Source organism: Bradyrhizobium sp. (genome assembly GCF_035701725.1).
Lineage (GTDB): Bacteria > Pseudomonadota > Alphaproteobacteria > Rhizobiales > Xanthobacteraceae > Bradyrhizobium.
Genome location: NZ_DASSRP010000206.1, coordinates 1 through 7,174, shown reverse-complemented (window position 1 = coordinate 7,174; position 7,174 = coordinate 1). Strand labels below are relative to the sequence as shown.

Genomic DNA, 7,174 nt, shown 5'->3' with positions numbered 1-7,174 from the left:
GGTCGCCGAGCAACGCCTTGAAGCTTTCTAGGGAGGGTTCGGCGATCATCGCAATCAGGATGCTCTTGCCGTCGGGACAATAAGGCTTGAGTGCGCCGAAATAGGACGGCAACGGCCAGGTGATCGGTGCGAGCAGTTTCTTGACGATGCCGTCGGCGAGCGCCGCCTCGTAGCCGAAGGCTGCAGCGTCCATGAACTCGTCGAAGACAACCACCACGTCGATCCACTTCCACGCCGGCGCGAGCGGCATTTCCAGCGCCGTGATGATGCCGGTCGTGCCATAGGCGCGGTTGATCTTCTGCGCAGCATCACCGCGCAGTTCGATCACCCGCGGCTCCTCCTCCACCGTGACGATCCGCGCGGCCAGAATGTTGCCGCGCTCGCGCAGACCGCCATAGGTGACCGAGCCGATACCGCCCGATCCGCCGGCGACGAAGCCGCCGATGGTGGCGGTGCGCTTGGTAGACGGATGCATGCGCAGCTCGACCCCTTGGGCCTGAGCCTCAGCATCGATGATGTGCATCTTGGCGCCGGCTCCGACGCGGAGCATGCCGGGTTTGATCCATTCGATATCGGCGAGCGCCGTGATATCGAGCAGAACGCCGCCTTCGAGCGGCACCGCCTGCCCGTAATTGCCGGTGCCCCCTGCCCGTACCGTGATCGGCACGCGATGCCGCACGCAAGCCGCCGCAGTACGGATGACTTCGCTTTCGTCACGCGGCGCAACGATCAGATCGGCGGACTTGCCTTCCAGCTGCTCGTTGAGAATCGGGCTATACCAGAAGAAATCGCGGGAGCGCCGGCGCACGACCTTGGATTCGGTGACGACGGGAATATCGCCAAGATCAACAATCAGCCTATCAAGCGCGTTCAAGGAAAGATCGTTCACGTCGCGGCACCGCCTTGCGACAGTTCGGAGATGATTGCCTCGGACCGCGCGACAAAGCCAAAGCACTGCCGGACATTGTAGAGGGTGGCCGACATGCAGTAGTCCGGCGAGGTCGTCGCCACGCAGTCCTCGATCATCAAGCAGTCATAGCCGCGGAAATTCGCATCCTGCAGCGTGCACAGCACGCATTGATCGGCATTGACGCCGGCAAACAGCAAGGTCGTTACAGCAAGATTGCGCAGGATGCTGTCGAGTTCGGTATCCTGGAAGCCCGACATCCGGTATTTCGCGACATGGATATCCGAGGGATCGGGCGCCAATTCATCGACGATTGCGGCCGACCAGCTCCCGCGTTCGAGCACCTTGGCCCCCGAGCCCGGCAGGGCATCGCCGAGGCCGACGCCGCTGCCGCTCGGCTTGTACACGTGCAAGAGCGCCGGACTGAGATTGAGCCGATCCGGCCGGTTTCCCCAGTTAAGCCAGATGATAGGAACATCGCGGCTACGGAGCGCCGGCAGCAGGCGCTGCAACGGCGCGATCGGCTTTCGCGCGGGCGTCACGTCGACGCCGATATGCGCGAGCCAGCCCTCGGGGTGGCAGAAATCGTTCTGCATGTCGACGACGACCATGGCCGTGCGCGCAAGATCGAGCGTAACTTCCTTGCTTTCCGTCTGCACAGCGAGCGGCCGCGGCGGCACGGGCTGGCGAACCAGATCGACGGCCGCTTCCGAGACCAGCCAGCGATTGCGCTCGCTTGAGCCGAGAGGCTGCAACTGCTCGTGCTGCCGATTGGGCCGGGCATCCATCGCTATAGCCCCTGCAGGATGCGGATGTCCTCCGCGTCAAGCTGAACGGGATCACCGCCGCGGATCAACTCTGAAAAGCCTTCATTCGGCGTCATGACCGTGAGCGTATAGAGCTTGCCTGCGCCGGTATTCTCGATGACATGCTCTGATCCGGGATGCAGGAGCAGCGAGTCTCCTTTGCGGATAGGCACGGTTTTGCCGTCGCATCGCGCGATGCCTTCACCATGCAACACATGGAAGAACTCGTGCGCACCCGCATGCTCGTTCGGCGGCGTGGCGCCGCCCGGCCTGAATATCTCGACCACGAAAATATTTTTGATCGCGTCGGTCACCTGATCGAACAGCATCACGAAATAGTTTGTGTCCTTTGGCGAAATCCGGAACGCCTTCGCCTGTTCGATCTGCGCTACGCTGAATGCCATGCGAGTGTTCCCTTGAGCCTTGTCCGTCTCACGCATCACCGTCGAACGCGGTATGCGTTTTCAATCGCGAGAGCGGATAATTGCTGATCTCCTCGACCAGTTTCACCAGTCCGCGCGCGGCACGCTCCACCGCTTCCTTGCCCAAGGCAGCCGTTGCCCTGGTGGCATTACCGCTCGCTCCGGCGGGGTGCAGATCCTGAGCCTGCCAGCCGAAATAGGCCGCGCCGCGGCCGATCAATTCAGCCTCGCGTTCAATCTGGGTTGTCACCGGCACGAAATCGTCAGCGCGCTCCAGGTTCACAAGGCCGGGATGCAGATGCAGCATCATGCTGCTCTCGATCTGGCCGCCGTGAATTCCATGCTTGATCTCGGCCTCATCGAACAGGTCGGTCATATCGATCAGCTGCGGCCACATGGTGCTGACCGCGAACATGCCGAGCTTGACCCGAAGCTCGCGGCACACGATCTCGGCGAGCTGCGGCTGGCCGCCATGTGAATTGAAGAGCAGGATTTTTCGCAGGCCAGCGCGATGGACGCTTGCGCCCAGCTCGTACCAGACCCGTCCTAACGTCTCGTGCGACAGGGTAAGCGTGCCGGGAAAAGACAGATGCTCGTCTGACTTGCCGACGGATGTCATCGGCAGCACGAGCGCCGGATACTCTTGCGGCATCAGCTCGAGCGCTCGCGTAAAGATGCCCGAATTGATGAATGCATCGACCCCGACCGGCAGATGGGGGCCATGCTGCTCGACGGCGCCGACGGGAAGGATCGCAACCACCCGCTCCGCGTCGAGCGTGGCAAAATCGCACGTCGTCAACTCCCACCACCAACGAGATTTGAGTGCCATCGGTGAACCGAGCGCTTTCGAGGGGGTTTTCCGCAATCGTGTGGCCGATGTTGCACGCATCGAGCATCGCTTGAAAGCGCCTAGATTCGGCAGACATGTTGCCTTTTAGGCAACGCGCAGCCATCCTGACCATTGAAGTTGGAAGACTGGAAACCGGGGCAACCATGCTGCACGGCCGACTCTTAAGCTACATCGACGAGGTCGCCCGCACGGGCTCGATCCGGAAGGCTGCCAATCACCTCAATGTCGCAGCATCTGCCATCAGCCGGCAGATTCTGGCGCTGGAAACCCAACTCGGAACGCCAATCTTCCAGCGGCTTCCGAAGAAGCTGGTGCTGACCGCAGCCGGCGAAGTGCTGATCGGCCACATCCGGCAGACGCTGAAGGAAATGACGCGCGCGCAGGCCAAGATCGAGGAGTTGAAGGGCCTCAGGCGCGGCGAAATCACGGTTGCGATGATGAGCGGGCTCGCCTCGAACCTCGTGCCGGGGACGGTAAAAGAATTCCGCGTTCGCAATCCCCGCGTCCAACTCAACCTGACGCTGTTCAATACCGGCACCGAAATCCAGTCCGCCGTTGCCAACGGCGAGGCCGATCTCGGCATCGGCTTCGATTTTACCAGGGATAGCAATCTGAAAGTTCTTGCACGCGCTGTTGGCCGCCTGGGCGCAGTGATGGCGCCGAACCACCCATTGGCAAAACGCGGCAACATCCGCCTCAGCGATTGCATCGACTACCCACTCGTGATCGCCGACACCTCCAGCGCAATCCGACCCTATCTCGACGCGGCTTTCGCCCGCGCCGCCATCGATCTGCAACCCGCCATCGAGACCAACGCTATCGAGATCATGCGCCATGCCGCCATTCTGGATAACGGCATCACGTTTCTGACACCGTTCGACACCGAATTTGAGCGACGCGCAGGACGATTGGTTTATGTGACTGTCCGCGAACTCGCCCAGGATGCGCAGACGCTGATGTTGATCGGCCACGAACGGGGCTCAAGCGCGATCGCGAGCCTGCTCGCCGAAATGCTCAAGACGATGATGCGCGAAGCGGCCGAGTAAACCCGGCGCGACGCAGCTGGCCTGATCGCAAATAGCGTTTTCGCCCGAGGAGCTCTGTTTCCGATTTAAAAGCCGCAAGCAGCCCGTCTTGCTGGCACTCGTTTTGCTTCGATTTTGATCACAGGAGACACCCATGAACACCATACCCGTGATCGATATCTCTCCGCTGCTCCGGGGCACGCCCGAGCGGGCCTCCGTGGTAGCAGCCGAGCTGGGCCACGCATGCCGGGAAGTCGGATTTTTCTACATCAGTGGCCACGGCGTCCCGCCGGAACTCAGGGCACGTGTATTCGAGACCTCGCGCGCCTTCTTTTCCGGTCCGTCCGCGATGAAGCAGGCCGCGGCCTTCAGCGGCCCTTCGGGTAACCGCGGCTACATCAGGCTGGGCGGCGAAGCGCTGGACCCAACAAAGCCGTCCGATCTCAAGGAAGCCTTCAACATCGGCCTTGATCTTCCGCCCGATGATCCCGAACTGATTGCCGGCGCGCGGTTCCGCGCAGCCAATTTGTGGCCGGACGTTCCGGGCTTCCGCGAGACCATGCTCGAATATTTCAACCGGGTCTGGCGTCTAGGACGCGACCTGCACCGCGGATTTGCCGTCGATCTCGGCCTCGAGCCCGACTTCTTCGAATCCAGGCTCGACCGGCCGAACGCGACGCTGCGTCTGTTGCATTATCCTCCCGTCACCACGCCCGCAGCCGAGGGACAGCTTGGCGCCGGTGTGCATACCGACTATGGCAATGTCACGCTGCTGGCGACGGATGCAGTCGGCGGCTTGATGGTGCAAGACCGCTCGGGCCGCTGGCTCGAAGCGCCGGTCATCCCGAATACCTTCGTCTGCAACATCGGCGACTGCCTGATGCGATGGTCGAATGACGTCTATGTTTCGACGCCGCACAAGGTGGTGAGCCCGCCCGGCGCCGATCGCTATTCCGTCGCATTCTTCCTCGACCCCAATCCGGATGCGATCGTCGAATGTTTGCCGAGTTGCGTCGGGCCTGGCCGGCCGGCCAAATACGGCCCGATCACCGGCGGTGATTTTCTGCTGTCACGGCTCGAGCCCACTTATGCGGCAAAGGCGTCGTGAGACGCTGCTTGCGGAGACCGACCTGGCTCCCGCCAGATCGGCCCGCGATTTGTACGCGGCTCGGTAGCAACGCCCCCTGCGAGCCGCCGGGACGTCAAACCGACCCGACGATGCCTTCGACCAGATAATCTGTGGTTTCGAGCGAGGGATCGTACAGCGGCGTGTCCTTGCTGGTGATCACCTTGCCGGCGTTGCTCTTGACGGTACCGGTGAAGATCGGCTTTCCGGCCTTCAGATCGGCGATTGCCGCCATCGCCGCGTTGCGGCCGGCGTCGGAACATCCGGCGCCGAACGCTGTGCTCGCCACCATGTCCTTGTCGTAGCCGCCGATCACCATGTTCGGCAGCTTCTCGCCCTTGGCCAAGAGGCCGGCGAAGCTCGTGTAGATCGTGCCCCACTTCAGTTCGGCGCCGGTGATAAAACCCTTCGGCGCGAGATCGGCCTGGCTGGCATTATGGCCGCAGCTCTTGACGCCGCGCTTCTCGGCGGTCTCGACCACCACCTTCGGACTGTCGATGTGGCAGGCGATGATGTCGCAACCAGCATCGACCAGCGCATTCGCGGCTTCCGCTTCGCGCACCGGCATTGCCCAGTCGCCAGTGACGATCAATTGCACCGATACGTTGGGATTGACCTTGCGCGCGCCGAGCGTGAACGAGTTTACGTTGCGCAACACCAGCGGGATCGGCTTGGCTGCGATGTAGCCGATCTTGTTGGATTTGGTCGACAGCCCCGCCGCGATGCCGTTCACATAATGGCCCTGGTCGAGATAGCAGAAGTAGCCGCCGGCATTAGAGGGATGCTTGTCGGCCGACCACAGTGAGGTCGGGTGACGGAATTCGATCTTCGGGTATTTCTTCGCCGCATCGATCATGAAGGGGTTGAAGTAGCCGAACGAGGTCGGGAACAGGAGCGTGGCGCCATCGATGTTGATCATCGACTCCATGGTTTTCGCGACCGCGATCGTCTCCGGCACGTTCTCTTCCTCAACCACCTTGACGCCGGGGATCTCCTTCAGCGCCTTGGCGCCGACCGCATGCGCCTGGTTCCAGCCATAGTCGGCGCGCGGGCCGACATAGATGATGCCGAGGGTGAGGCCGGCGGCTTGCGCAGGCGCGCCGAGGCCAGACAGCACGAAGGGGCTAGCGGCTGCACCGCCCAAAAAGATTCTGCGGGACATGGAATGCGTGGTCATGGGCAAAACTCCGTCTTGGCCGCGGCACGATGGCCGCGAACTGTGGAAAACAATTCGAGCTGAAGAGAAGGGAGCAGCGAGAGACGTCTAAGGCGCGAGTGAGAAGATCATCGTTTCCCCCTCGCCTTTGGTTTTGCGAGCCGGGCGACTTTCGTTGAGCCAACGCTGTCGAGCTGGCCGGCATAGCGCGAGAGCACGGCACCAAGGTCGAAAGTGGCCTCGCGTCCCTGGTCGAACAACGCCCGCTGTTCGACCCCGCCAATATGGTGATCCATGATCTTTATCGCGGTTTCGGCGTTGCCGGCACGGAGCGCAGCGACGATCTCGCGATGTTCGTTGACGGCGCAATCGGCCGAATGCGGCCGGCCGTACAATGCGAGGATCAGCGAGCAGCGCGACACCACTTCGCTCAGGTAGCGGCGCAGCAGCGAATTGCCCGCCATCTCGCCGAGCCGGGTGTGGAATTCGCCGGCGAGCCGGATCGACACGCGCGCGTCGCCGGAATGCCGCGCCGCCTCCTCGGCACGCACATGTCCCTCGAGGTCGGCGCCGAATTGCGGCTGCCAGCGCCCGACGACTAGGCGCACCACCTCGCGCTCCAGCATCTTGCGGATTTCGAAGATTTCCCGCGCCTGATCCAGCGTCGGCTTCGCGGTCGACGCCGTACGGCGTGGCGGCGCATCGACCAGCCCTTCGGACTGCAATTGGGCGAGCACTTCCCGCACCAGCGTCCGGCTCATACCGAAACGAAGACCGAGTTCGTCCTCCGGCAGCTTGGTACCGGGAGGCAGCGCCTGCTCGATGATCGCCTGCCGCAGGGCCTGGCAAGCCAGATCGACGCGGGTGGATTTCTTGCTCATC

The 7,174-nt window shown here is 62.4% G+C and carries 8 protein-coding genes; 2 read left to right on the top strand and 6 right to left on the bottom strand.

The genetic code is table 11. The annotated features are described in order from the left end of the window. The 4 genes from VFL62_RS11950 to VFL62_RS11935 all read right to left on the bottom strand — a co-directional run. The coding region (locus VFL62_RS11950; protein WP_325172585.1) for an FAD-binding oxidoreductase at positions 1 to 889 on the bottom strand (889 nt) is incomplete at its 3' end. Beyond that, the gene (locus VFL62_RS11945) at positions 886 to 1,695 is read right to left on the bottom strand and encodes an isochorismatase family cysteine hydrolase (protein ID WP_325172584.1); all 810 of its coding nucleotides are present in this window, start codon (positions 1,693 to 1,695) and stop codon (positions 886 to 888) included. The genes VFL62_RS11950 and VFL62_RS11945, both read right to left, overlap by 4 nt. 2 nt (positions 1,696 to 1,697) lie before the next feature. Then, on the bottom strand, positions 1,698 to 2,153 hold the full coding sequence (locus tag VFL62_RS11940; protein ID WP_325172583.1) for a cupin domain-containing protein: 456 nt from the start codon (positions 2,151 to 2,153) through the stop codon (positions 1,698 to 1,700). After that, positions 2,146 to 2,964, bottom strand: a complete 819-nt coding sequence (locus VFL62_RS11935; RefSeq protein ID WP_325172582.1) for a creatininase family protein — start codon at positions 2,962 to 2,964, stop codon at positions 2,146 to 2,148. The genes VFL62_RS11940 and VFL62_RS11935 overlap by 8 nt, the downstream gene beginning before the upstream one ends. Positions 2,965 to 3,128: 164 nt before the next feature. On the opposite strand from VFL62_RS11935, the gene VFL62_RS11930 reads away from it, so the two are divergent. Both VFL62_RS11930 and VFL62_RS11925 read left to right on the top strand, forming a co-directional pair. Then, complete coding sequence (locus VFL62_RS11930) at positions 3,129 to 4,031, top strand: LysR family transcriptional regulator (RefSeq protein ID WP_325172581.1); 903 nt, start codon at positions 3,129 to 3,131, stop codon at positions 4,029 to 4,031. Between the two features lie 133 nt (positions 4,032 to 4,164). Continuing rightward, the gene (locus tag VFL62_RS11925) at positions 4,165 to 5,118 is read left to right on the top strand and encodes an isopenicillin N synthase family dioxygenase (protein ID WP_325172580.1); all 954 of its coding nucleotides are present in this window, start codon (positions 4,165 to 4,167) and stop codon (positions 5,116 to 5,118) included. A gap of 94 nt (positions 5,119 to 5,212) precedes the next feature. Here the strand turns inward: VFL62_RS11925 and VFL62_RS11920 are convergent, their stop codons facing one another. Further along, entirely contained in the window at positions 5,213 to 6,313 is a 1,101-nt protein-coding gene (locus tag VFL62_RS11920; RefSeq protein ID WP_325172579.1) for a BMP family ABC transporter substrate-binding protein, read from the bottom strand. A 107-nt stretch (positions 6,314 to 6,420) separates the two neighbouring features. Next, on the bottom strand, positions 6,421 to 7,174 hold a 754-nt coding region (locus VFL62_RS11915), incomplete at its 5' end, for a GntR family transcriptional regulator (RefSeq protein WP_325172578.1).

Coding starts and splice junctions, on each gene's coding strand:
- VFL62_RS11930 (WP_325172581.1), top strand. CDS start 3,129: ATGCTGCACGGCCGACTCTTAAGCTACATCGACGAGGTCGCCCGCACG.
- VFL62_RS11920 (WP_325172579.1), bottom strand. CDS start 6,313: ATGACCACGCATTCCATGTCCCGCAGAATCTTTTTGGGCGGTGCAGCC.
- VFL62_RS11945 (WP_325172584.1), bottom strand. CDS start 1,695: ATGGATGCCCGGCCCAATCGGCAGCACGAGCAGTTGCAGCCTCTCGGC.
- VFL62_RS11940 (WP_325172583.1), bottom strand. CDS start 2,153: ATGCGTGAGACGGACAAGGCTCAAGGGAACACTCGCATGGCATTCAGC.
- VFL62_RS11925 (WP_325172580.1), top strand. CDS start 4,165: ATGAACACCATACCCGTGATCGATATCTCTCCGCTGCTCCGGGGCACG.
- VFL62_RS11935 (WP_325172582.1), bottom strand. CDS start 2,964: ATGGCACTCAAATCTCGTTGGTGGTGGGAGTTGACGACGTGCGATTTT.